General features: G+C 35.8%; 23 protein-coding genes and 1 other RNA gene. 10 read left to right on the plus strand and 14 right to left on the minus strand.

Annotation, left to right across the window (positions count from 1 at the left end; all coding sequences use genetic code 11):
• Positions 1-89: 89 nt before the first annotated feature.
• The gene (locus tag ACTJJG_RS00865) at positions 90-533 is read left to right on the plus strand and encodes a universal stress protein (protein WP_002120966.1); all 444 of its coding nucleotides are present in this window, start codon (positions 90-92) and stop codon (positions 531-533) included.
• Positions 534-586: 53 nt separating this feature from the next.
• On the opposite strand, the gene ACTJJG_RS00870 is transcribed toward ACTJJG_RS00865, so the two are convergent.
• Complete coding sequence (locus ACTJJG_RS00870) at positions 587-2026, minus strand: glucose/sorbosone family PQQ-dependent dehydrogenase (protein WP_069119868.1); 1440 nt, start codon at positions 2024-2026, stop codon at positions 587-589.
• A gap of 394 nt (positions 2027-2420) precedes the next feature.
• Between ACTJJG_RS00870 and ACTJJG_RS00875 the strand changes: the two genes are divergently transcribed.
• Positions 2421-3053: an SOS response-associated peptidase family protein gene (locus tag ACTJJG_RS00875; protein WP_017386009.1), complete on the plus strand. Its 633-nt coding sequence runs from the start codon at positions 2421-2423 to the stop codon at positions 3051-3053.
• Positions 3054-3279: 226 nt separating this feature from the next.
• Complete coding sequence (locus ACTJJG_RS00880) at positions 3280-4734, plus strand: SulP family inorganic anion transporter (RefSeq protein WP_032055931.1); 1455 nt, start codon at positions 3280-3282, stop codon at positions 4732-4734.
• Positions 4735-4780: 46 nt separating this feature from the next.
• On the opposite strand, the gene ACTJJG_RS00885 is transcribed toward ACTJJG_RS00880, so the two are convergent.
• The 5 genes from ACTJJG_RS00885 to kynU form a co-directional block, all read right to left on the minus strand.
• Complete coding sequence (locus tag ACTJJG_RS00885; protein ID WP_032055929.1) at positions 4781-5959, minus strand: S8 family peptidase; 1179 nt, start codon at positions 5957-5959, stop codon at positions 4781-4783.
• Positions 5960-6519: 560 nt separating this feature from the next.
• Positions 6520-6801 (minus strand): DUF6527 family protein, encoded by a 282-nt coding sequence (locus ACTJJG_RS00890; RefSeq protein WP_032055927.1) that lies wholly within the window; start codon positions 6799-6801, stop codon positions 6520-6522.
• A 606-nt stretch (positions 6802-7407) separates the two neighbouring features.
• Complete coding sequence (locus ACTJJG_RS00895) at positions 7408-8154, minus strand: alpha/beta hydrolase (RefSeq protein ID WP_069119866.1); 747 nt, start codon at positions 8152-8154, stop codon at positions 7408-7410.
• 7 nt (positions 8155-8161) lie between these two features.
• Positions 8162-9568, minus strand: coding sequence for an amino acid permease (locus tag ACTJJG_RS00900; RefSeq protein ID WP_032055923.1), 1407 nt, complete (start codon positions 9566-9568; stop codon positions 8162-8164).
• Positions 9569-9608: 40 nt separating this feature from the next.
• Positions 9609-10859 carry a kynureninase gene (kynU, locus tag ACTJJG_RS00905; protein WP_032070666.1) on the minus strand — a complete coding sequence of 417 codons (1251 nt, stop codon included), beginning with the start codon at positions 10857-10859 and terminating at the stop codon, positions 9609-9611.
• A 147-nt stretch (positions 10860-11006) separates the two neighbouring features.
• Here kynU and gigD point away from each other — a divergent pair, with 147 nt between their 5' ends.
• Both gigD and ACTJJG_RS00915 read left to right on the plus strand, forming a co-directional pair.
• Positions 11007-11456 (plus strand): Lrp/AsnC family transcriptional regulator GigD, encoded by a 450-nt coding sequence (gene gigD, locus ACTJJG_RS00910; RefSeq protein WP_004791887.1) that lies wholly within the window; start codon positions 11007-11009, stop codon positions 11454-11456.
• A gap of 28 nt (positions 11457-11484) precedes the next feature.
• The gene (locus ACTJJG_RS00915; protein ID WP_005068924.1) at positions 11485-12021 is read left to right on the plus strand and encodes a GNAT family N-acetyltransferase; all 537 of its coding nucleotides are present in this window, start codon (positions 11485-11487) and stop codon (positions 12019-12021) included.
• Between the two features lie 37 nt (positions 12022-12058).
• Here ACTJJG_RS00915 and ACTJJG_RS00920 read toward each other — a convergent pair whose 3' ends face one another.
• On the minus strand, positions 12059-12352 hold the full coding sequence (locus tag ACTJJG_RS00920) for a hypothetical protein (RefSeq protein WP_023187860.1): 294 nt from the start codon (positions 12350-12352) through the stop codon (positions 12059-12061).
• 423 nt (positions 12353-12775) lie between these two features.
• Between ACTJJG_RS00920 and ACTJJG_RS00925 the strand changes: the two genes are divergently transcribed.
• From ACTJJG_RS00925 to ACTJJG_RS00940, 4 genes are all read left to right on the plus strand, one after another.
• Positions 12776-13462, plus strand: a complete 687-nt coding sequence (locus ACTJJG_RS00925; RefSeq protein ID WP_032062771.1) for an HAD-IA family hydrolase — start codon at positions 12776-12778, stop codon at positions 13460-13462.
• The gene (locus tag ACTJJG_RS00930) at positions 13446-13874 is read left to right on the plus strand and encodes an RNA-binding S4 domain-containing protein (RefSeq protein WP_005068915.1); all 429 of its coding nucleotides are present in this window, start codon (positions 13446-13448) and stop codon (positions 13872-13874) included. The genes ACTJJG_RS00925 and ACTJJG_RS00930 overlap by 17 nt, the downstream gene beginning before the upstream one ends.
• Before the next feature lie 145 nt (positions 13875-14019).
• Entirely contained in the window at positions 14020-15066 is a 1047-nt protein-coding gene (gene recA, locus ACTJJG_RS00935; protein ID WP_002115680.1) for a recombinase RecA, read from the plus strand.
• A gap of 59 nt (positions 15067-15125) precedes the next feature.
• Positions 15126-15608, plus strand: a complete 483-nt coding sequence (locus tag ACTJJG_RS00940; protein WP_005068912.1) for a regulatory protein RecX — start codon at positions 15126-15128, stop codon at positions 15606-15608.
• A 13-nt stretch (positions 15609-15621) separates the two neighbouring features.
• Here ACTJJG_RS00940 and ffs read toward each other — a convergent pair.
• An RNA gene (gene ffs, locus ACTJJG_RS00945) (signal recognition particle sRNA small type) lies at positions 15622-15718 on the minus strand.
• A 314-nt stretch (positions 15719-16032) separates the two neighbouring features.
• On the opposite strand from ffs, the gene ACTJJG_RS00950 reads away from it, so the two are divergent.
• Positions 16033-16908 (plus strand): YbgF trimerization domain-containing protein, encoded by an 876-nt coding sequence (locus tag ACTJJG_RS00950; protein ID WP_005068911.1) that lies wholly within the window; start codon positions 16033-16035, stop codon positions 16906-16908.
• 58 nt (positions 16909-16966) lie between these two features.
• Here ACTJJG_RS00950 and lpxA read toward each other — a convergent pair whose 3' ends face one another.
• From lpxA to rseP, 6 genes are read right to left on the minus strand one after another with little or no spacing between them, the layout of a single operon-like run.
• On the minus strand, positions 16967-17755 hold the full coding sequence (gene lpxA / locus ACTJJG_RS00955; RefSeq protein WP_005068909.1) for an acyl-ACP--UDP-N-acetylglucosamine O-acyltransferase: 789 nt from the start codon (positions 17753-17755) through the stop codon (positions 16967-16969).
• A complete protein-coding gene (gene fabZ / locus ACTJJG_RS00960) occupies positions 17752-18237 on the minus strand; it encodes a 3-hydroxyacyl-ACP dehydratase FabZ (protein ID WP_002115603.1) in 486 nt (161 codons plus the stop codon). The genes lpxA and fabZ overlap by 4 nt, the downstream gene beginning before the upstream one ends.
• A 6-nt stretch (positions 18238-18243) precedes the next feature.
• Positions 18244-19314 (minus strand): UDP-3-O-(3-hydroxymyristoyl)glucosamine N-acyltransferase, encoded by a 1071-nt coding sequence (gene lpxD, locus ACTJJG_RS00965; protein ID WP_002115634.1) that lies wholly within the window; start codon positions 19312-19314, stop codon positions 18244-18246.
• Positions 19315-19318: 4 nt separating this feature from the next.
• Positions 19319-19819: an OmpH family outer membrane protein gene (locus ACTJJG_RS00970; protein ID WP_002115728.1), complete on the minus strand. Its 501-nt coding sequence runs from the start codon at positions 19817-19819 to the stop codon at positions 19319-19321.
• Positions 19820-19860: 41 nt separating this feature from the next.
• Positions 19861-22368, minus strand: a complete 2508-nt coding sequence (gene bamA, locus ACTJJG_RS00975; RefSeq protein WP_005068904.1) for an outer membrane protein assembly factor BamA — start codon at positions 22366-22368, stop codon at positions 19861-19863.
• A gap of 36 nt (positions 22369-22404) precedes the next feature.
• Entirely contained in the window at positions 22405-23760 is a 1356-nt protein-coding gene (rseP, locus tag ACTJJG_RS00980; protein WP_032055911.1) for an RIP metalloprotease RseP, read from the minus strand.
• Position 23761 lies beyond the last annotated feature (1 nt).

Here is a 23761-nt window from a genome sequence, read left to right on the forward strand (position 1 = left end):
TTTTAAAAACTGTTCATAATATAAACATAAAGATAATAATTTCGGTGTTTCCACACCATACATTGTCACAAGACAATAAGGAGCAATATATGAGTTATCACCATATCTTGGTTCCAGTCGATGGTTCTCCTACTTCACTTATTGCCGTTAATCATGCAACAGCAATTGCAAAGGCCTTTGGCAGTAAAGTGACTCTAGTATATGCGCTTACTATAGATCCTTTCATTTCTGTAGAATTCATTGATAGTACAGAATTAGCACAGGATTATTTTAATAAAGCTAGAGCATCGATTCAGAGCATTTTAGACCAAGCTAAAGAACAATTTAGCCAACATGGAATTTCTGTTGAAACAAAAATTGTTGAGGGTCAAACAATCCACACAGAAATTATTAAAGCAGCTAATGAGCTAAAAGCAGATTTATTAGTGATTGGCTCGCATGGGCGAAAAGGGTTTAAAAAGTTCTTCTTAGGAAGTGTGACTCAAGCCCTTTTAGGAGAAATTCATTTACCAGTATTAGTCGTAACTGAATAATTTTCTAAAGCTAAAAAACCGATCTTTATAGATCGGTTTTTTAATGGGCTGTATTACTTAGCCTTATAGGTAAACTTAATTAGAGATCCTGGGTTTTCTAATGTATTTGTTACTGAGCCATCATCTTTTTGGACATTTCCGGCAGTATCAGTTAATACATATAAAACGTTCCCATCTGGACTTGCAATCACATCACGATAACGGTTGTTGCTCTTAAACATCGGTACAGCATCATCATAAGTCGTGCTATAAGTTGGATCTAACTTAATACGGAAAATAACACCGCGTTTTAAAGATGGAACCAATAATGTATTTTCCCAACCAGTAATTGCTTTTTTACCGCCCTTATAGACATAGGCAGATGACGGCGCAACTGTTGGCCAACAAATATAAGTCATCTCTCCACAAGTTGGATCGTTATAGTTGTAGGTATCTTGCACGGTATATAAAGTTTTTAATGGTGGGACAAAGTTTTTACCAGTCCATTCAGATTCTTTCGTCACAGGAACCCCTGCGGCTACTTTTACTCCGTTCTGAGCTAAATCCTTAATTGTTTTATTGGCTGCTGCTGAATAGTTTGCATAAGCATAGCCACTATCGTCTTTATAACCTGCTACGTTCGGCCAACCATAGTTGCCACCTTTGACAATAAGGTTAATTTCATCGTCAGAGTTTGGGCCTTGTTCAGACTGCAACAATTTACCATTTGGAGTGAATGCTAAGCCCTGTGGATTACGATGTCCGAGTGTATAAATATGGCTAACCACCCCATTAAAACTTGGATTATCCTTTGGAATACTTCCATCAAGATTTAAGCGTAGTACTTTACCCATGTAGGTGTGATAGTCTTTGCCATTCAGTTCTTGTTGAGTTGGCGTGTGCTGTGCTTGATTTGGCAAGAACAAATAAGCAAGCTGGTTACGCCCTTGGTCACCAATCGTATAATAAATCTTTTGATCTGGACCAATGACAAGACGACCAGACTGATGGTCTTTCGATGATGGTAATCCTGCCAATAAATCTACTGGCTTCTCGAGCGTATCTGTTGATTTATTATAGGTATAACGACGAATAATAGTTTGATTAGGCAATTCTTTATCTGTAGATTTCGGATTTTTAAATGTACCTGAAATGTAGATATAAGGATTATTTTTAAAATCAGGATGGAAAGCAAAGCCTAACAAACCATTTTGTCCATCAGCATCATTTACAATCTCAGGCACCTGAAAAACTGTTTTTACACTACCCGACTCTGGATTCACTCTTAAAATCTTACCTGTTGCGCGCTCTGTTAACCAAATTTGATTATCAGGCCCCCACAACAAAGCATGTGGCTTATTTAAATTAGATAGAATAACTTTTTTGTCAAAGTTTTCTGTTTTTGCTTTAGCGAATTGAGATGGAGTAAGAGGAACATCAGCAAATGCTGAATTGAGTGTAACTAGCTGAGCGGCGCCTAATAAAGCAATTTTTGCCAGTAAATGTTTATTCATGTGTCCACCTTATAAATTGTCAAAATTTTCCGAGAATTTTTAAACCTCTAATAAAGGGTTTGTACGAGTTCTCTATATGATTTGTATTATGATGAATAACAAATCTATTAAAATCTAAATTTCTGAAAGGCTCTGTTGCATAAAAGTAGCTATTAAAACTGAATAAACTCTCTTTAAGATGAGCAACTTAACTATACGATTTATCTATTCTATTAATTTTATATCTGAAACTTTTTTGAAATGGCCATGAGTTAAATAAATATTTATTAACGAAGTAATTGATAGTTAAAAAATTAATACTCAAAGAGACAATTCTAATTATAAAAATATACATCACTAAAGACTAAAAGTTAGAAGCTATAATTGAGAGCTATTTTTACAACGAAGGTGTCTTATGTGTGCAAACTTTAAACCTATTAAGAAAATACATGCCAATCAATTAGAGTTATTTGAACCCACTTTTGAATATAAGATGGATATTTTCCCAAGTGATGATTGTCCACTTATTTTATCTCATCAAAATGAGCTTGAGTGGCGAAAAGCTAAATTTGGAATGCTTCCCCCTTATGCCAAAGAAATCGCATTCAAATATGCAACTTATAATGCCAGAACAGAGACAGTAGAACAAAAGCGCTCTTTTAAACATGCTTGGTTAAATGATCAATTTGCGCTTATTCCTGTTGAAGCTATTTATGAACCTAAATATATCAATGGGAAAGCACATTGGTATGGTATTTTCCGTCAAGATGGGCAACCTTTTACCCTTGCTGCAATCTATGAAGAAACACTTATAGATGAACAGAAAGTTAGATCAATGTCGCTATTAACAATTAATGCTGATCATCACCCTTTCATGAAACAATTTCACAAACCTGATGATGAAAAACGTTCGGTTATTGTGATACCTGATAATCTTAGAAATGATTGGCTCAACTGTACTCATTCTGAAGCAAAAGACTTTTTCTTAGATATGCCTGCGAATGAATTTGCCTCAATGCCAAAAGCTGAAATGAAAAATTATGATTAAATCGGTTTAGTCGACTTAGGTTAGTCAGCCTTAAAAACTTATGCTATTCTTCGGGCACTTTTAAATGCCTCAAATCTCTATACCTATGACACTTACGCCACCTTAAGTTTATTTACCCCTATCCCTTGTAAATAACTCATCACTGTTTAGTGATGTGGTGTAGTCGCTTGTGTTGGTATATCACATCACTAGCCTTTTCAAAATTTTAAAACTTAGGCTATTTCTCATGTTATCGAATGTCCGAGAACAATGGTTCTCTAATGTCCGCGCAGATATTCTTTCTGGTCTCGTTGTCGGTCTTGCTTTAATTCCAGAAGCAATTGCATTTTCAATTATTGCGGGTGTAGATCCCAAAGTCGGTTTATATGCATCCTTTTGTATTGCCGTTATTATTTCTTTCGTAGGCGGTCGTCCAGCTATGATTTCGGCAGCTACGGGTGCCATGGCTTTGGTTATGACAACGCTAGTAAAGGAACACGGGCTTCAATACTTATTCGCTGCGACAGTATTAACTGGCGTCATACAGATTTTGGCCGGATATTTTAAACTTGCCAAACTCATGCGTTTTGTTTCTAAATCGGTGGTTATTGGATTCGTTAATGCCCTCGCCATACTCATCTTTATGGCTCAATTACCAGAATTGGTAAATGTGACATGGCATGTCTACTTACTAGTAGCAATTGGTTTAGGAATTATTTACCTTTTCCCCTATATTCCAAAAATTGGAAAGTTCTTTCCCTCACCTCTTATTTGTATTGTAGTAGTCACATTACTCGCTATTTTTTTAGGATTTGACGTTCGAACGGTTGGTGATATGGGCTCATTACCAGACACTTTGCCGATATTTCTAATTCCGAATATTCCTTTAAATTTAGAAACCCTCCTTATTATTCTTCCATATTCTTTAGCCCTTGCCGCGGTTGGCTTACTTGAATCAATGATGACTGCAACAATCGTTGATGAAATGACAGATACATCTAGTGATAAATTTCAAGAATGTAAAGGTCAAGGCATTGCAAATATCGCTTCAGGTTTTATGGGAGGTATGGCGGGTTGTGCCATGATTGGTCAATCAATGATTAATGTAAAATCGGGTGGTCGCACACGCTTATCCACTTTTTGCGCAGGTATATTCTTACTTATTCTCGTTGTATTTTTAAGTGACTGGTTAAAGGTTATTCCCATGGCCGCTCTGGTTGCCGTCATGATTATGGTATCAATTAGTACTTTTGAGTGGAGTTCACTGACTCAATTTAAAAATAATCCTAAAAGTAGTAATGTCGTTATGATCGCAACCGTTATTGTAGTAGTTGCTACCCATAACTTAGCGTTAGGTGTATTAACTGGGGTATTACTTTCAGCACTTTTCTTAGCAAATAAACTTGAAAATGATATTCGTATAGAAACTTCATTCGAAAATCAAGCTCGTCTATATGAATTAAAAGGTCAAATATTTTTTAGTTCATCTGAAAAATTTATGCAAGGTTTTAACTTTAAAGAAGATGTTAAAGAAGTCATTATTGATCTCACCCATTCTCATATTTGGGATGTGACCTCAGTTGCCATGTTAGATTCTGTTGTGAATAAATTTCAAAAGAACGGTATTCAGGTAACGGTTCGCGGTTTAAATGAAGCCAGCTCAATCATGATTGATAAATACGGTACTCATGCAAAAATCTAAAAAAAGGTCCTTCGGGACCTTTTCCAATTTCAAGACATACTTCTTATTAAGGTGATTTATATAACAATCGATTTGGGCTACCAGAAGGATTTTTTACCACATTACTACTTGCTTGATTTAACAGATTAGTTGAGATTGTCTGAGGTGTTGCTGTAGGTGTACTTTGCAACATTTCAGCTACGACTCCAACAACATGTGGAGTAGCCATTGAAGTTCCATTTAAAACTTTAGTTGCTGTATTGCTCCCAATCCATGAAGAATTGATCTGGCTTCCTGGCGCAAAAATATCAACGCAGCTTCCATAATTAGAATAACTCGCTCGTGTATCAGTATTATCTGTAGCAGCGACAGTAATTGCCTTACTTACTCTGGCAGGAGAAGAACTACATGCATCTGTATTCGAGTTTCCTGCAGCCACAACCATTACATAGCCATTATTAAATAAGTTTTCTACTGCACTATCTAAAGATGCGTTTGCTTCACCACCTAAAGATATATTCACTACAGCTGGCTTTTTACCATTTTTTAATATCCAATCTAAACCAGCAATCACATTACTCGAAGCACCAGAACCATCACATCCTAAAATCCGAATAGGCACTAAGCTTACATTCTTGGCAACCCCATAGGTACTACCACCAACTGTTCCTGCCACATGGGTACCATGACCATGACAGTCACTTGTTCCATTACCATCAGATATCGCGGTATAGCCACTTAATACCCGTCCAGAGAACTGTTGATGTGTAGACAATATTCCTGTATCAACAATATAAGCGGTTGTGCCTGAACCTGTTTGTAAGTACGAATAGGCTGAATCTAGAGGTAAGTTTCTTTGGTCAATACGATCTAGTCCCCAATCTGGGTTACTTTGCGTAGTCGCATCGACTTTCATGATTGTGTCATTTTCAATAGAAACGACTTTCGGATTTTTTTTCATTGCTTCAACAAAAGCAGTACCGGCAACATCGGGTAAATAAATTGCAAATCCTTTAAGTACAGCATCATAGGTCTGTAATACCTTCCCACCATGTTGTTTAGCAATACCTTGTGCAAACTCGTTAGAAGAACCCACATCCTTATTAAGAATAACAATATATTGATTTTTAATAATTCCTTTTGCTTCAGATGAGCCTAATACAGAATTTGTTGTAGCAGGTGCAGCATAGGTTAAATGACTCAGCGCTATTGCTAAAAGAAAAGTCGAAACTTGGCAAAACTTCATAGAAAATCTCCATATTTTTTACTTTAGACATCATTGTTATGATCAGTACAGTCTTTATATTTAGGGATTAACATCTTTAGAAAGGAATTTTTATTATATTCTCCATATATTATAACCACATCATGTTTTCATAAAACTTGGACCTATACAATGCTATTATCTTTTTTCATTTAAAATTGAGAACCAATTCAAATAAACCAATACATCAAACATTTTAGAATAAATAATTATCTTACTTTATTTATAATTTAGTTTAGGTGGGATGTATAATGTAAAAATATATAATCATTAAAAATAATATAAATGTAGAAATAATGAGATATGTTCCAGTTGTATTAAAGCTTTTTAAAAATTTCCAGATATCCATAAATAAAAATATAAAACAGTGAGTTATGAAAATTCTTGCAAATTACAATATAGCCTTCAACTAAAAGAGATTTACAATTTTTTAAACTATAGGTGTTCAGTATCAAATATGTAAAGATATATTGCAAAAATATGTGATAATTAATGAATATAATGTTTTTTAAATGGTTATAATTAATAAATACTAAAATCAATTATATTCTATAGCTTTTTAATTTTAGTTCTGGCAGTTCAACCTTACAACCAGCTAAATGATGCCTACAATTAACGCTATATTCGATAAAGCCATCTTTAATAAAGTAATTACAATATTCATTTATACTTATGATGGGATCAAATGTCGGTTTTTCCAAGTTACCATTAAAAAACCATTGGTTGCCGTTAGAGAAAGGATAATGTACAGGAATATAATGAAGATATCCGCAAGCAGGACACATATGTTTATACATGCCTCCTTCAAAATACTGTACTTTCATTAACACTCCTTTAAAAATAAAAAAGCCAACTCATAAGAGCCGACTAAACCATTTATTTACAGATGCAATATATTATTAAATTATGTGCTATAGCCTTCTCTCTTTTATTTTTCTGTTTTTAATTTATCTAACCTATATGACAAACTCATGAAGTTCCGAGTGTAATCTCACACTTTGTTAGTTTGGTAAAATATATTTTATATAATCTATTAATTAAATGATAATTCCAGTTAAATAATGAAAAGCAAATACTAGTTTGTTTCTTATTTGGCAGAGGGCTATGTGATTAACTCATATTAATCATTAAATAGATATTACCGCCATATCCAAGAACAAAATTCGATTTATCTTATTGTTTTTAAAAATCAAATAAAAAAGTCCGCATCTTGGGAAGCTACGGACTTGAAACTCAACTAAACAACAGCTAAACATTTTGCCGCTTAGTGAGAAAGCACTATCTTTTTAATCTAATTAAGTTCTATAGTCAGGTCAATAACGATACTTAATTTTTATAAAAATTAGGTTGAGTTGTGATTTATCTCACATTTTATCTTCTAATAAGTTTAATCTGTTTTTCTTTACTCAATTACATTCTATTTCAAACACTTAAATTAAAATATTATTAAAGTAATGATTTAAAATAGAATAATGGTTAATTTTAGCAATAAGCTTGAAAGAAACAAAATCCTGATCTTGCCTTTTCTTCATTTCAAAATAATTTTGGCTTTGCCATTTCAACTCATCAAGTTCGAGTTCACCACAGAAAATTGAACATGGAGTAGTAATTCGTTTTGACTGATGAACAGGGCTGTATTTTAAGATATCTTCGCTTGAAAGATTGAGAGCATGATTTAAATGTGTACTTTGTATAGGTTCCAGATCATAAATTCCACTTAACAAAACCATCTCAGATATGAGTGGATGGCCTAATGACAAAGCAGCCAGATGCGCCCCTGCCGAATGCCCAACCAAAACTACCTCATTAGTTTTACAGTCTTGTTCTCGAATAAAATCGAGAGCTTGATTAATTTGAGAAGCAATATCTGAAATTTTGCTTTGTGGGGCCAGATCATATTCTAAAAGAACGCACTGGACTCCTTTTGCTAGAACATACGGTACGATGAATGCAAAATCTGATTTATCACACCATTGCCAATATCCACCATGAATAAAAATAACAGTCTTTTTGGCTTGCTCTAATGGGAAAAAATCTAAAGTTGACCGTGAGTGCGTACCATATTGGATATCTGCAATATGGGTAAATTTTTGATAGCTCAACAAGCTTGTTCTTTTAAATTCTGCCAATATTTCATGTTCATTCGCTACGGTTCTAGAATTATCATATGGTCGCATAGGTGTCTCACTTCAAAGATTCTTCATGACTATTTAAAGCAAGCTTGGCTGATGAACGTTTTAAATAATAGAAAAATGTAAGAACAACAACTAATGGGACTCCAAACTGTAAAGTTGACTTGAATTCATTGGTAAACCACGTTGTGATCGTAATACTTAAAATTGCGATTAATCCTAACAAGGAGATTAACTGACTCGCTGGAACTTTAAATTTTAACTGTTCTCCTTTTCGCGCCATATTCCTTCTAAAAAACATATGGGTAACAAAAATACTGCCCCAAGTGAACAGTGCACCGAACATAGATAAAGCAATCATGATCGGGAATGCCGAGTTCGGATTAATGGTATAAATAATACTCGCAACTCCAATACCCACTGCTGATAATAGCAACGCGTTAATTGGTACGCCATTATGGCTAATACGACCAAATAGTTTCGGTGCATCACCTGCGCGTGACAAGCTAAATAGCATACGTGTCGAGATATACAACATACTATTCATGGCGGATAAGGCCGCGACAATTACAATAAAATTTAAAATACTGTCCGCATATGGAATACCTACAATTTTCATTACCATCACAAAAGGGCTGGTTGCGTCAGCTCCAATTAAGGTTATCCAAGGAACAAGGGCCACAATGAGAAATAAAGACAGCAAATAAAATAGGATTAAGCGAATTGCCGTACTTTTAAAAGCTTTCTTAACAGCTCTTTCTGGATCTTTAGCCTCACCTGCTGCAACAGCGATCATTTCAATACTTAAATAACTAAATATTGAAATGATTACTCCAATCCAGACTCCACTAAAACCATGAGGAAAAAAGCCCCCATGATCATTTAGATTAGAGACAACCTGAGCTGTTCCTCCATGACCTTGAGTCAAAATACCAATTGCTAAAAGAATAAATACAATAATTGCAAAGACTTTTATGGTCGAAAACCAATATTCAACCAACCCAAATGCTTTAACACTATATGCATTAACCACAAGTAAGGTTAGCGAAAAAAACGCAATCCAGACCCAGGAACCGACATCTGGAAACCATAATTTCATATAGTCTGCAACTGCTGTAATTTCTGTACCGACCGCTAATACAATACATGCCCAATAACAATAACGGACTAAAAACCCAGCAAGCGGACTTACATAATGCTCAGCATATGCCCCAAATGAGCCTGACGTAGGGTGCTGGACTGTCATCTCAGCCAAACAAGCCATAATAGCAAATGCGATTAAGCCTCCAATGGCATAACTCACAATGACGGCTGGGCCAGCAAAGCTAATTGCGAACTTGCTTCCCATGAACAGCCCTGTACCAATCGCTCCACCAATTGCAATCATTCCCATCTGTTTTGCGGATAATTTTTTATGTAAACCCGCTTCTCGATTTTGTATTTCATCAAAACTGCTCATAGGCCCTCCTAGCCATTTTTCTAATGTTGATCTCTAACGATCAGGTCACTTCACTGCGCACCAGATAACGTTCATTTTTCCATTCACTATTCAGCATAATTTGCTTAAGTTGTTGTACGGCATTCCAAATATCTTCAAATCCTAGATATAAAGGTGTAATTCCAAAACGTAATACTTCCGGCTCTCGATAATCCCCAATTACCCCACGAGCAATGAGAGCTTGAATAATTTCATAACCGAACTCATGCCTATAACTGACATGACTGCCACGATATTTATGATTTAAAGGTGTAATCAGCTCAAAACCAAACTGGGCACACTCTTGTTGAACAAGTTGAATAAACAAATCAGTTAATTTGAGTGATTTCACGCGTATTTGTTGCATATCAGCTTGTAAGAAAATATCGATACCACATTCAATTAGACTCATAGAAATGATGGGTTGAGTTCCGCACAAGTAACGGCGAATACTGTTAGCTGGTTCATAGTGCTGAGCCATATCAAAAGGTTTCTTGTGGCTCCACCAGCCTGAGAGAGGTTGCCAGAACTGATCACGATGCTTTCGATTTACCCATAACAACGCTGGAGAACCTGGGCCACCATTTAAATATTTATAAGTACAACCAATCGCAAAATCACTATTGCTCTGATTAAGATCCATAGGCACCGCACCAACCGAGTGACATAAATCCCAAATAATCAAAGCATCTTTAGCGTGAATTTGTTGATTAATAGATTCCATATCATAGAAATATCCAGTCCGATAATTCACATGAGAAAGAACAACAACCGCCACATCTTTTGCTAAAACACGAGATAAATCATCGGTGCCATCAATCAATTCAACTTGATAACCCTGATGAATCAAATCGATAAAGCCTTCAATAATATAAATATCGGTTGGAAAGGCATCTTTTTCTGCAACAATAATTTTACGTTCCGGAAATTTTTCAGCTTGAATTTTTACCGCTGCTGATAAAACTTTGAATAGATTTAGGGTCGTTGAGTCTGAAATAACCACTTCACCTTTTTCAGCACCGATAAGCTGCGCGACTTTATCTCCGAGTCTAGTCGGTAGTCCCCACCAATCGGCTTTATTCCAACTATTAATGAGGTCCTCACCCCACTCTTTTGCAATAATATGCTGAGCAACCTCTAATGATTTTTTTGGTCTTGCGCCTAAAGAATTCCCGTCTAAATAAATGATATTTTCTGGCAGTGCAAATTCATCTTTAAACTTTTTGAGTTCATCTTCCTGATCCCAATAGCAGCATTGTTCGTGAGTAATCATTTGTTATTTCACCTATTTTCAACATTTCCTTTGTATTTGAATTTTATCACGCCAATTCTTTCGATTTATTCGATAATATTTGATTAAAATTTGCTATTTTCGTATAAAATTCGAATTAAAATTAAAAAACATGGATGAAATTCGAAAATGAATGTAGATGCAATTGATCTTAAAATTTTAAAATATTTACAAGATAATGCTCGGTTAAGTAACCAAGAACTGGCCGATCTCGTTAACCTTTCGGCTTCAGCTTGTCATCGGCGAGTTAAAATTTTAGAAAGCAATGGTGTAATTGAAAAATATCAAGCGAAAGTTAATTATGAAAAACTAGGTATAAAAATTGAGGCAATTGTCGAAATAAAGCTTGCCCAACTCACAGAAAATGATCACAACTTCTTTTTAAGTCAGATCAAAAATTTTGATGAAGTCATTAATGCATATATTATTACTGGCGAATCTAATTATGTTTTACACGTTGCGACCAAAGATTTGAGTTCTTTTTCTCATTTCGTCATTAATACCTTAAATAAAATAAAAGGTGTAGTGAGCATCAATTCCAAGATCATTTTACAAAAGATTGTGCAAAAACCACTTTAATCCCTTATTTTTATTAAAGAGACATCTCATGATCGAAACAAAACGTTTAATTTTAAGACAATGGAAAGAAAGTGATGTTGAGCCTTTTATAACAATGGGCTTGGATCAAGATGTTATGCAATTTTTCCCAACTCTATTAACACCCCAAGAAAGCCTTAATTTAATCCAAAAAATTTCATCTCTAATTAATGAAAATGGTTGGGGCTTCTGGGCAGTAGAATTAAAAGAAACCCATCAATTTATCGGGTTTATTGGTTTACATAGCCAACCTGAACAATTTGACTTTTCTCCTTGTGTGGAAATCGGGTGGCGACTTGCAAAAGAATTCTGGAAACAAGGTTATGCAACTGAAGGAGCAAAAGCGGCTTTAGACTATGGTTTTAATGTACTGAATTTAGATAAGATCGTTTCATTTACCGCTAACATAAATATACCCTCTCAAGCCGTCATGGAAAGACTTGGAATGCACAAAGTTAAAAACTTTGATCATCCCAAGGTTCCTCTCCATCACCAACTAAAAGCACATGTGTTATATGAAATTACGAGCTCTTCATTTATTTTTTGATTAAAGTCAAAATTTTAAATTATTAATAAAAATTTTCTTAATCATCGAAATCATAGCCAACAGATGTAGAGCACTCCCAATACTCATGGATTTTACTCGCGATATCATCTTTTCCCATTGTAGTGAGTACATAAAAGAGTTTAGCCTCTTTATTTTTTCTTAGTATTAATAGGTTGTAGTAATCATACTCAGGCCCATTAAGACCTAAGGTTGGCTGTGCTTCACAGTGCTTTTCTGCTTTGTAATGCCATTCAAGCTTATAAGTATCAAGGCCATCAGCAGCATTGATTACAATACCGTCATTGGCTCCGCCAATAAATCCAATTTTCATTGCTTTCTCTAAATTCTTATTAGGGTTAATTTTAAATATAACTTTAAACAAGTATCCTTCAATTTATAAAATGTATGTCAATACGTATCCTATGTAAGCAAAATTAACCATAAATATAGATGACTTTTAAGATTTCTTAATTGCAAAACTTTGGCTGCCTATTTTTACTTTAAACACAGGAAAAGTTTTCTATTAAAAAGCATTTATTATTGTTTTTTGTTTGCAAAATTACACGCTATAATTTTCAAATCATTTATCCTCCTTACCCATCACATTAATCAAAACACCTTTTGAAAGAATTAATGGGTGGAGTTTTAAATTAATTTTATATCTCGAAGTTTCTTTAATTAATGATTTTAAAAAGGATATATGGTAGATGTGTCTTAAAAAATTTGCTTTAAATGATTTTGGAGATATTTAGATATGTCTAAAATCGTAATGTTTGACATGGATGGTACGCTATTAGATCTCGCTTTTGATGATTTCATCTGGAATGAATGTCTTCCTAAGCGACACGCAGAGATACATCAACTTCCACTCGCCCAGAGCCAAAAAGCACTATATCAGTTTTATCTAGCACATAAGCATACACTTGTTTGGTATTCATCAGCTTATTGGACCAAAACTGTAGGCGTTGATGTACTCAAATTACAGCAAGAATTTCAGACAAAAATTCAAGCTCGGTCTGGTTGTATTGAGCTTCTACAGGAACTGAAAAAGCAAGGATATAGTTGTTGGTTAGTTACAAATGCCGATCATGCAAGCTTACAGTTAAAGCTCGATAATGTTGCAATTAAACACTTCTTTGACGTAATCGTATCGAGTGAACAAATTGGTTATGCAAAAGAAGATATTCATTTTTGGCAAGAGCTCCAAAAATTACACCCTTTTGACCCAGACGTAACCATTTTTATTGATGATACAGCTCCTGTACTAAAAACAGCTGAAAAATTTGGTATCAAGCACTTGTTTACTATCTTGCAGCCCTCAACTCTAAAGGATGTAAGAAAGCATGAAGATTTAGAATATAAAGCGCTAGATCGACTTACAGAATTGCTGTCTATATTGAATCAAATTGATAGAAAGGATAATGATGTCAAAATCGCTTGAAAACGATGCTGTAGAGACCATGCGTATCGACAAATGGTTATGGGCTGCTCGTTTTTTTAAAACTCGTTCAATTGCTAAAGCAGCAATCGAAGGAGGTAAAGTACATCACAATAATGAGCGTGTAAAAGTTTCCAAAGAAATTCGTGTTGGAATGGAACTGATTATTCAACAAGGTTTTGATAAAAAAACCGTTGTCGTAAAAGCGCTTTCGAACACACGTGGTCCAGCACCAGTTGCCCAGCAACTTTATGAAGAAACAGAAGTAAGTATTGCTAGACGGGAGTTGATTGCATCCCAACGAAAATTGCATAATCTTGCTCGACCTGATCATAGACCGAGTAAAAAGGATCGTAGACAGATTAATCGGTTTAAACAGGACAATGATCAACACTGGTCGTATGGTGATGAATAAAAACGTCGAGTTGTGTCGCACACACACAGACAACACATAGAAGCTATAGAAAAAATCTGTCACTATTAGCCCTGTGAAACAAGTTGAGATTCAATGCATCCACTTGGGTTAAACGTGATGAACTTAGAGTATTGAGGTTTTTGAGATGGATGAGAATAAAAGCAAAGCATTACAAGCCGCGCTAAGTCAAATTGAGAAACAATTTGGCAAAAATACGGTGATGCGTCTCGGTGACAACACTGTTCAAGCAGTTGAAGCTGTATCTACAGGTTCTTTGACGTTAGATATTGCATTGGGGATTGGCGGTTTACCGAAAGGTCGTATCGTTGAGATTTATGGTCCAGAATCTTCTGGTAAAACCACAATGACTCTCCAAGCGATTGCACAATGTCAAAAAGCTGGTGGTACTTGTGCATTTATCGATGCAGAACACGCATTAGATCCACAATATGCACGTAAACTCGGTGTGGACATTGATAATCTACTTGTATCGCAACCTGATAACGGTGAACAAGCACTTGAGATTGCAGACATGCTAGTTCGCTCTGGTGCAATTGATTTAATCGTTGTCGACTCAGTGGCTGCTCTTACTCCTAAAGCAGAAATTGAAGGCGAAATGGGTGACTCTCACATGGGCTTACAAGCTCGCTTAATGAGTCAGGCATTACGTAAAATTACGGGTAACGCTAAACGCTCGAACTGTATGGTTATTTTCATTAACCAGATCCGTATGAAAATTGGTGTAATGTTTGGTAGCCCTGAGACTACGACTGGTGGTAACGCATTGAAGTTCTATGCTTCTGTACGTTTAGATATCCGCCGTATTGGTCAGGTCAAAGAAGGTGATGAAATCATCGGCTCTGAAACTCGAGTTAAAGTTGTTAAAAACAAAATGGCTCCTCCTTTTAAAGAAGCTATTTTCCAAATCTTATACGGTAAAGGTACAAACCAGCTTGGCGAACTTGTAGATTTAGCTGTACAACAAGATATCGTGCAAAAAGCAGGCGCTTGGTATTCATATCAAGGCAATAAAATTGGCCAAGGTAAAAACAATGTTATCCGCCACTTTGAAGAAAATCCTCAAATGGCTGGAGAAATTGAAAAGATTATCCGTGAACAACTGCTAACTACGGGTACTAATGGTGCTGTACAGGTGGAAGATGAAGAAGAAGATCTTCTATTAGAGTCTTAATTACCGCTAATAAGTCTTAAAACGCCCTTCGGGGCGTTTTTTACAAGGAAATATTAAATATGTTCAAAAGAACAGAAGAACAGCCCCAACAACGCGCTTTGCTAACAGGTCAACGTTTGCGCTCATATGCTTTTGCGTTATTGACTCGTCGAGATTATTCGAAAGCAGAACTTATCGAGAAATTGAATCGTTATGCACAAAACCCTGAAGAGGTTAAGCAACTTGTTGAAGAGTTATCTGAGCAAAATTATCAAAGTGACCAACGCGTTGCAGAACTAACATTGGCTAGCCAAATTCGTAAAGGCAAAGGGCCAAAACGCATCAAACAAGCTTTAAAAACTAAACAAATCGAAAATGATTTAATTGCAGATGAAATTCATAATATTGATTGGGTGGAACAGGCTTATCAACTTAAAGTGAAAAAGTTTGGTGAAGAAGTAGAAAAAGATCCTAAACTTAAAGCAAAACAGATGAGGTTTTTACAATATAGAGGATTTGATTTAGATGTAATTATGAAGGCAATCCAACGGAGATCGGATTAGAAGATGGTGGTAACCCCACTAGCAAAACTTCGGCACATCATAGATCTGCTACCGTTGCTACCTTCCGGTCCTGGCGGGGTTCACAGAGTACAATTGCGAAGCCACCAGCGGGGCTACCATTGCAAAACAGAGTATAGAGATTTTTAAAAGAGTTGCAAGCCTTCTTCTCAATTTTAAGCAAGTTTATGTTTCAATTGATTAATTCATCGTCAAAAACATATAAATTCCTAGAATCTCTTATCTTATATTCTTTCTTGATACTTATTTTGAATAAAATATGCTTGAAGATTGTAAACTATTCTTGCATTTATATTGTTAGCTGTTTTAATTGCAATGATCAATTAAAACCTTAGATAGCTAATGTGAATAGTTTACATATTCCCTTCTCAAGTTAGCTTTTACATAAAATTATGGACCTATACTCATGCGATTGATGAAGCATTCTTTATTATTTATTGCCTTAATGAGCACTACTTCTCTCTATGCCAATATTCCAATTGAATCGCGCGGTTTAAGTCAAAGTGGTGGTAGTTCAACTAACACTTCATCGAATAACGCTTCAGTCCCTAGTAATTTAAATTGGGAATTGATGCAAAAAAACCAACAATTAGAAAATGATATACGTACCTTACGCGGACAGTTAGAAGAACAATCGAATGATATTGAACAACTGAAAAAAGATTTATCTAATCGCTATACTGATTTAGACCAGCGTTTGGAATTACTAAATCAAAAAGTAGATCCAGAAAGTGCAGCACCAGACAATACAGCAAATAGTGATGCTACAGCTACCGGAAGCTCAGAAGCTCCTCCTACCGACAATAAAGCAGCTAGTACTACTACAACTGCTGCAAGTCAAGTTACTTCCCCTTCACAAACGCAAGTAACACAACCAGCTTCATCGCCTGCTACGCAAAATCAATCGAACCCTGTAGAACTTGAAAAAGCAGCTTATACTGTCGCTTTAGATGCCTACAAACAAGGTGGAGCGAAAAAAGCGATTGCTCCAATGCAAAACTTTATCAAAAATCATCCTAATAGCGTTTATACAGGCAATGCCTATTTTTGGTTAGCCGAGTTTAATTTAGCAACTGATCCGGTAAATTATAATGAAGCTAAAAAGAACTATAATGTAGTCGCTACGCAATACCCAAATTCTAGTAAAGCTCCTCGCGCGCTTTATCAACTCTACAGTATTGCCAAAGATGTTGATAAAAACACTGTATCAGCAAACCAATATAAAGCTAAAATTTTAAGTCAGTATCCAAAATCTGAAGAAGCCAAATTTTTTAACAAATAAAAGTTTTTAAGAAAAAAAGACACCGCAGATTGCGGTGTCTTTTTTTGAATATCTCGGCTTAACGCACAATACCACGTTCTGATTGCTCAACAGAGTCAATTAATAATTGAGCTTCTGGAACATTCGGAAGAATATCATTTTTAATCTGCTCAACAGCTTGAACAGAAGTCAGGCCTGATTTAAAAATCAATTTATAAGCTTCTCTAAGGCCTTGAATTGTATCCTTAGACCAACCCTTTCGGCGCATACCTTCTATATTAATACCAAACGCATGTGCTGGATTACCAGATGCCATAACATACGCTGGCACATCTTTTAAAATTAAAGATGCTCCACCAACCATACTGTAAGAATCGATTTTACAGAATTGATGAATTCCCGAATTACCACCAATAATGACATGATCACCAATATGGACGTGTCCAGCAACACCAACATTATTTGCGAAAATATTATGATCACCAACAATACAGTCATGTGCAATATGCGTATTAACCATCAATAAGTTATGACTACCTATTTTAGTTAAAGCATTATCTTGTACAGTTCCTCTATGTAAACTGCAATGCTCACGAATTAAATTATGATCTCCAATCTCTAACCAAGTTTCTTCACCTTGATATTTCAAGTCTTGGCAAATTTCACCAACACTTGCAAACTGGAAAATCTCATTATTTTGACCAATTTTGGTAAAACCACCAACTACAACATGTGAATGTAATTTAGTACCAGCGCCAATTGTCACATTTGGACCAATAATACAATAAGGTCCTATCTGGACATCCGGGGCAATCACTGCAGATGGATCAATAATGGCCGTAGAATGAATTAAATCGTGATTGCTCATGCCTGCTCTGTTTTTTGGTGTGAAATCATAATTTCAGCGGTTGTTGCTACAATACCGTCAACGGTAGCCGTACAGTTATATTTGTAGATACCGCGTTTTTGCATTACTAATTCAGATTTTAATACAAGTTGGTCGCCAGCAACTACTTGTTTTTTAAATCTTACCTTTTCTGCACCAGCAAAGAGGAATAAAGAACCTGGTTTTGGCGTCTCATTGTTCATAATAAAACCTAGAACGCCCGAAACTTGAGCTAATGCTTCTACAATTAGAACACCCGGCATAATTGGATATTCTGGGAAATGTCCTTGTAGGAACTCTTCATTGATAGAAACATTTTTATAACCAACAATACTATTGTCAGTAACTTCAGTCACACGATCAACCAATAAGAAAGGATAACGATGCGGCAAATATTGACGAATCGTTTGAATCTGCATTGGTAATTCAGGGATGGCAAATTTAGGTGTAGTTGACTCGGTCATAATATTCTATTTACGCAAATTAAAAGTTGATTCAAGAGACTCTATTTGAGCTTGTATATGATCAAGTCGTTTAGTGATTTGGGTCAATGGCACATCTGCTAATTGTCGCAAGCGCACAATTGTCTTTTTCCAATGACTATTTTCAAATAATCCAATTCCTGAAGAATAGGTACCAGCTTCAGAAATATTTTTTGTGACCATTGACATTCCAGTTAAAGTCACATTATCAGTGATTGAAAGGTGACCAGACACACCACAGGCTCCTGCAAGAATACAGTTTTTGCCAATTTTAGTGCTTCCAGCAATTCCACATTTAGCAGCAATAGCTGTATTGGAACCAATATGAACGTTATGTGCGATTTGCACAAGATTATCAATAATTACCCCATCTTCCAAAATCGTATTATCTAGTGCCCCTCGATCAATACTACAATTTGATCCAATACGGACATCATTACCAATAATAACTGAACCTAATTGTGCGATACGATGCCATTTACCTTGATATGGTGCAAATCCAAAGCCTTCACTACCAATCACAGTACTTGCATGAACTCGAACACGATCAAGTAATTTAGAACCGCCAGTAATAGTGACATGAGAATCGATAAAACAATCCTTGCCAATTTCTACATTATCATCCAGACGAGTATGAGACTGAATAATCGTGTTCTCACCTACTACACAATTTTCACCAATTACAACGTAATGGCCAATATATGCTTTTTCAGAAATAATTGCAGAAGGATGAATTTGAGCAGTACTTTCAATACCTATTGATGTGATCTTTTTATCAAAAGCATGGGTAAGGATGGCAAAAGCCAAATATGGATTATCAACAATAATAAAATTTTGTTTATCAGTAAGCTGTTCTTTAATAGAGCTTGTAACAATGTACGCACCCGCACGGCTAGTCTTTGCTTGATCGATATACTTTTCGCCATTTACGAAAGTAATATGAGAAGGTTCAGCATTTTCTAAACTTGCCAGATTTATAAATTGAAGACTACCCGCACCGACTAACTCACCATTAACTAGGTGAGCTAGTTCATCTAAACGATAATGTTGCACTTTCATTAATTTATTTCATTGAATTAACCTTTTGTATCATTTTATCAGTTAAATCATATTTAGCGTCATAGGCAACGGTCGAATTTTTATTCAAAATGAAGTCAAGATTATTTTCTTTTCGTAATTGTTCAGCTGCTTGCTTCACACGAGTCTCAAAAGTTGAGTTCATTCCTTGCAAACTAGTTTGAACTTTAGACTGCAAACCTTGTTGAGTCGAATTAAATTCATTTAATTTTGACTGATATTGAGTTTGAAGCTTCTTAATATCATCTTCTTTCATTTTTTGCCCTTGAGTTTGGGCTTGACGCTGAAGGCCTTCTAACTCTTTACCCAACTGCTCAAGACGAGTTGTTGTTGGTTTAACAGATTGATTTAAACTTGCATTTTGTTGTTTTAAATAAGTACTACTTTCAACAACTTTAGCAAGATCAATAACACCATAACCAGCAGCATTAGTCATAGCAGAAATTGTAAGGCCTAACCCTAACATTAATATATTTAATTTTTTCATCTTAATTTGTGTCCTTATTTCATTGTTTAGTCAAGTCGTACTTAGAAAGTACGACCGATTTCAAACTGAATCTCTTTAGTTTCGTCACCAGGCTTATCATTTAACGGGAATGCATAGCTAAGAGATAATGGCCCAATCATAGTGATCCATGTAAAACCAACACCTACGCTATAACGCATATTACCTAAATCAAAACCGTAGTTATCTTCACAGTATTTTTTAGCATCTGCTATTTGCTGCCCATTCATAATCATAGAATAAGAGCCAACATCACACTTAGTATCAAATACTTGACCACCTTCAGCAAAAATGACTGGTCGTACTTGGCGAGTCCAGTCCCCTTTGAAAGGTAACGGTAAAGCTAATTCAGTACCAAATTGTACTAAAGCATTACCCCCCACCTCTTCTGGAGAACCGTCATTTTGCTTGGTTTCTTGTAAGTTTACACTTGCATACTTAGGACCCAAGGTACTGTTATCATAACCCCGAACAGAACCATAACCACCTGCATAGAAGTTTTTATAGAATGGTAAATCATTACCATAGCCAAGTTTACCGTAACCACGCAATACGAAACCAGTATTACTAATTGGCCAAAATGCCTGTGCATCATAAGTTGCTTTTTGATAGTCAACATCACTACCTGGCAAACCAATTTCAAGACCTACACGATGTGACATACCTGAAGTAGGGAAAATAGGACGGTTTAAAGTATTGTATGACCAACCTAAATTTAAGTTATATGTAAAGAACTCACCATCAAACGCATTATCATATTGTTCTTCTGGGACCTTACATTCCCCCTTCTCAGTATCATACTGCGACTCACCATTTAAGGTTGGACAATATGAACCCTTACTTGTTGCTTTACCACCATTTGCTAACAAATAATCACGCACATAAGTAGAGACATAAGGACCAGTCGTTACTTTAGTATTATCAATACCTAAAGAGGCACTTAGGCTTTGGTTTTCATCAATTGGGTAACCAAAACTTAAACTACCACCGAAACTATCGGTAACGTAATTATTAACGTTATAGTCATCATTTAACTTTGTTTTACGGTAATAAACATTATAACCGCGGCTTACACCATCAATAGTGAAGTAAGGGTCAGTAACACTTAAGTTATAGTAGTCTTGAGTTTCAGAGCGAGATAAATCGATCGAAACACGATTACCCGTTCCCATAAAGTTAGTTTGACTCAAACCTGCCTGGAATGTGATACCACCACTTTGTGAGTAACCTACCGCTAATGTTGTAGTTCCCGAGTGTTGCTCTTCAACATTTACGTTTAAATCCACCTGATCTGGTGAATTTGGAATACGAGCTGGTTTAATATCAACTGTTTTGAAGAATCCAGTACGCTCTAAACGAACCTTGGACAAATCAATTTTTTCATTACTCGCTAAAGCGCCTTCCATTTGACGCATTTCACGACGCAATACTTCATCGGCAGTTTTACTATTACCTGTAAAGTTAATACGACGTACGGTTACTTGCTGACCTGGGTTTACATAATAGTTCAAGTCAACAACACCCGTTTCATTATTAATTTGCGGAACGACATTTACATCTGCAAAGTAATAACCAGCATTACCATATTTACGCAATAACAATTGCTTAACAGCATTTACTTTTTCTTGAGAATAGGTATCCCCATCTTTATAAATTTTCAAAGCTTGCAGTTCTTCAGGTTTATAAAGTGCGTCACCTAAAAACTTGGTTTGACCAAATTTAAACTGGCTACCTTCCTCAACAGCAACTTCAATAAAGATATTCTTTTTATCTTCACTAATATTAAGCTGTGAGTTATTGATATGAAAATTGATATAACCTTTATTCAGATACATAGCGCGCAAAGCTTCAAGGCTCGCTGCCATTTTCTCTCTAGCATAACGGTCATTACGGGTTACAACTGAAGCCCAACCACTTTCTTTAACTGCGAAAGCTTGTTTAATTTCACTGTCTTTAAAAACAGTATTACCAATAATATTGATATTAAAAACTTTAGCTGCCGTACCTTCATTAAAATTTAATTTAAGTTCAACACGGTTATTTGGGCGAGCTATAGTATCAACAGTTACATCAGCATCATAACGGCCTTGCTGAGTATATTGCTGCTCTAATTCAGTTTCAATTGTTTGTAAAGCTGACTTCTTAAAAACTTCGCCTTCAGCAATGCCCATTTTTTTGAGGCCTTGCTCTAAAGCCTCTTTAGGAATAAGTTTGTTACCCTTAAATTCAAGTTTTGAAATAATCGGGCGCTCTACGACATTGAAAACTAAAGTATCGTTATCTCTTGATGCTTTAATATCGTCAAAAAGTCCAGTGGCATACAATGTTCGAATTGCTTCTGCGATCATCGGTTCATTAACGCGATCGCCACTGTTGATTGGCAACATGGTAGAAACATTTGCAGGAGTAAGACGGACCAAACCATCTATACGAATATCTCGAACAACGAAATCATCAGCTGCATATGCTTGTTGTACCGCTGCCATAGCGCTAACAAGTGCCAAAGGCATTAAAAAATGTGTGTGCCGCATGCCAGTTTTTCCAGTAAGTTATAAATCCATATACGTTTACAAACGCATAAAATCGTTAAATAAAGCTAAAAGCATCATACTACCGAGCAGTACCATACCAATTTTTAGACCAAACATTTGTATTTGTTCAGAAACAGGCTTACCACGAATAGCCTCAATAATGTAATAAACGAGATGTCCACCATCTAGCATTGGAATTGGTAATAAATTTAAAATTCCAAGACTTACACTCATTAAAGCCATAAATGAGATGAAAGTCTGCCATCCCATTTCTGCACTTTGTCCCGCTACTTTCGCGATTGTAATTGGTCCAGAAAGATTCTCTAAACCAATTAAACCCTTAACCATTTTTACTATCGAACTCAATATCATGCTAGAGATTTGGCCAGTCTTATCTAGCGACATCTGGAAAGCTTGTATTGGAGTATATTGAATTGTTTGCTTATATTCGTCAGGAATTATAATTTTTCCTGCATCACTTTTTACGCCTAAGACACCGCTCACTTGCCCCATATTGTCACGCTTTCCTTGAGGCATGACTTGCAAATGAACGAGTTGACCATTACGCAACACATCAATACTTAGTAATTTTTCTGGTGAATGTTGCACAACTTCCACAACATCAAACCAATCTTTCATCGCTTGACCATTAATGGATACAATACGATCACCGACTTTTATTCCTTGTCGAATTGCTGCTCCATCTGCAGTCAACTCAGTTACAACAGCGGGAATAACAGGACGATAAGGTGAAAAGCCTAATACATCTAAAGCTGATTCATTTTGGTTTTTTAAAAAATCTTTAATGGGTAAAACAATATTTTTCTCAGTACCTGCACGATCTACATCGATATTCAAGCTACCAGTTTCACCTACACGATCAATCAAAGCAAAGTTAAGTTTTTCCCAAGTTTGCGTTTCCTTTCCATCAACAGCAATAATCTTGTCACCTACTTGTAGTTGAGCTGTAGCAGCTGGCGAGTTGGGTACAACCTTACCCACTCTTGTATTTAGTTGTTCCTGTGCTGGTAAAAATAAAATCCAAAAAAGTAAAACAGCAAAAATCAAGTTAATTAAAGGCCCAGCCGCAACAATTGCTATACGCTTCCATGGTTTTTGACGGTTAAATGCATAAGGTAAATCTTGCTCTGCAACATTACCTTCGCGCTCATCGAGCATTTTTACATAACCGCCTAGAGGCAAAGCTGAAAGTTGGTACTTAATTCCAGATTTTTTTGAGGTCCATTTAAGTAATGTCGGACCAAAACCAATAGAATAAACTAGAACCTTAACACCAAGTTTTCGTGCCACCCAATAGTGACCGAACTCATGAATTGCAATTAATGGACCGAGCAAGAGAGCTGCTGCTGCAATCATAAATAATGCGCTCATT

Origin of the sequence: Acinetobacter sp. 22512 (assembly GCF_052044755.1) — a bacterium.
Lineage (GTDB): Bacteria > Pseudomonadota > Gammaproteobacteria > Pseudomonadales > Moraxellaceae > Acinetobacter > Acinetobacter pittii.

Coding starts and splice junctions, on each gene's coding strand:
- ACTJJG_RS00865 (WP_002120966.1), top strand. CDS start 90: ATGAGTTATCACCATATCTTGGTTCCAGTCGATGGTTCTCCTACTTCA.
- ACTJJG_RS00870 (WP_069119868.1), bottom strand. CDS start 2,026: ATGAATAAACATTTACTGGCAAAAATTGCTTTATTAGGCGCCGCTCAG.
- ACTJJG_RS00875 (WP_017386009.1), top strand. CDS start 2,421: ATGTGTGCAAACTTTAAACCTATTAAGAAAATACATGCCAATCAATTA.
- ACTJJG_RS00880 (WP_032055931.1), top strand. CDS start 3,280: ATGTTATCGAATGTCCGAGAACAATGGTTCTCTAATGTCCGCGCAGAT.
- ACTJJG_RS00885 (WP_032055929.1), bottom strand. CDS start 5,959: ATGAAGTTTTGCCAAGTTTCGACTTTTCTTTTAGCAATAGCGCTGAGT.
- ACTJJG_RS00890 (WP_032055927.1), bottom strand. CDS start 6,801: ATGAAAGTACAGTATTTTGAAGGAGGCATGTATAAACATATGTGTCCT.
- ACTJJG_RS00895 (WP_069119866.1), bottom strand. CDS start 8,154: ATGCGACCATATGATAATTCTAGAACCGTAGCGAATGAACATGAAATA.
- ACTJJG_RS00900 (WP_032055923.1), bottom strand. CDS start 9,568: ATGAGCAGTTTTGATGAAATACAAAATCGAGAAGCGGGTTTACATAAA.
- kynU (WP_032070666.1), bottom strand. CDS start 10,859: ATGATTACTCACGAACAATGCTGCTATTGGGATCAGGAAGATGAACTC.
- gigD (WP_004791887.1), top strand. CDS start 11,007: ATGAATGTAGATGCAATTGATCTTAAAATTTTAAAATATTTACAAGAT.
- ACTJJG_RS00915 (WP_005068924.1), top strand. CDS start 11,485: ATGATCGAAACAAAACGTTTAATTTTAAGACAATGGAAAGAAAGTGAT.
- ACTJJG_RS00920 (WP_023187860.1), bottom strand. CDS start 12,352: ATGAAAATTGGATTTATTGGCGGAGCCAATGACGGTATTGTAATCAAT.
- ACTJJG_RS00925 (WP_032062771.1), top strand. CDS start 12,776: ATGTCTAAAATCGTAATGTTTGACATGGATGGTACGCTATTAGATCTC.
- ACTJJG_RS00930 (WP_005068915.1), top strand. CDS start 13,446: ATGTCAAAATCGCTTGAAAACGATGCTGTAGAGACCATGCGTATCGAC.
- recA (WP_002115680.1), top strand. CDS start 14,020: ATGGATGAGAATAAAAGCAAAGCATTACAAGCCGCGCTAAGTCAAATT.
- ACTJJG_RS00940 (WP_005068912.1), top strand. CDS start 15,126: ATGTTCAAAAGAACAGAAGAACAGCCCCAACAACGCGCTTTGCTAACA.
- ACTJJG_RS00950 (WP_005068911.1), top strand. CDS start 16,033: ATGCGATTGATGAAGCATTCTTTATTATTTATTGCCTTAATGAGCACT.
- lpxA (WP_005068909.1), bottom strand. CDS start 17,755: ATGAGCAATCACGATTTAATTCATTCTACGGCCATTATTGATCCATCT.
- fabZ (WP_002115603.1), bottom strand. CDS start 18,237: ATGACCGAGTCAACTACACCTAAATTTGCCATCCCTGAATTACCAATG.
- lpxD (WP_002115634.1), bottom strand. CDS start 19,314: ATGAAAGTGCAACATTATCGTTTAGATGAACTAGCTCACCTAGTTAAT.
- ACTJJG_RS00970 (WP_002115728.1), bottom strand. CDS start 19,819: ATGAAAAAATTAAATATATTAATGTTAGGGTTAGGCCTTACAATTTCT.
- bamA (WP_005068904.1), bottom strand. CDS start 22,368: ATGCGGCACACACATTTTTTAATGCCTTTGGCACTTGTTAGCGCTATG.
- rseP (WP_032055911.1), bottom strand. CDS start 23,760: ATGAGCGCATTATTTATGATTGCAGCAGCAGCTCTCTTGCTCGGTCCA.